The 437-nt window shown below is 61.6% G+C and carries 1 protein-coding gene; it reads left to right on the top strand.

The genetic code is table 11. From position 1 onward, the window contains the following. The coding region (locus DYI24_RS27785; RefSeq protein WP_246701406.1) for an oligosaccharide flippase family protein at nt 1-404 on the top strand (404 nt) is incomplete at its 5' end. Between the last annotated feature and the right edge of the window lie 33 nt (nt 405-437).

The following is a 437-nucleotide window of genomic DNA, read 5'->3' as shown; positions in this document are numbered from 1 at the left end:
CCGCGGCGGGCGCTGGCCTGCTGGTCGCCTCGCGCCTGATTACGCGGTGCATCGATCTGATCACCCTGAGCCTGTTGGGACGGCTGCTGACGCCTGCCGACTTCGGCATCGTAGCCATCGCGATGTCCGTGATTTTCATCGTCGAAGCGGTCATGGAAATCCCGATCGGCGTGGCGCTCGTTAGAGTGCGAAATCCCACCGAACGACATTACGACACTGCCTTCACCGTGGGGCTGTTGAGGTCCTGTATCTTGATGGCGGTGGTGATCGCGTTGTCTTGGCCGATCGCCGAAATATATCGGGACGAAAGGCTGATCTGGTTGATTTCGGCGCTCGGCACCGCGCCGGCAGTCCGGAGCCTGGGAAGCCCGCGGATCACTGAATTTACCCGTCGGATGGATTAGCGGCCGACCGTCGCTTTGGAGGCGCTGGGTAAG

The sequence above is a fragment of the Rhodopseudomonas sp. BR0C11 genome (assembly GCF_010820945.1).
GTDB lineage: Bacteria > Pseudomonadota > Alphaproteobacteria > Rhizobiales > Xanthobacteraceae > Rhodopseudomonas > Rhodopseudomonas palustris_H.
The sequence above is the reverse complement of the archived record's forward strand: the minus strand, read 5'-3'. Positions and strand labels throughout refer to the sequence as shown.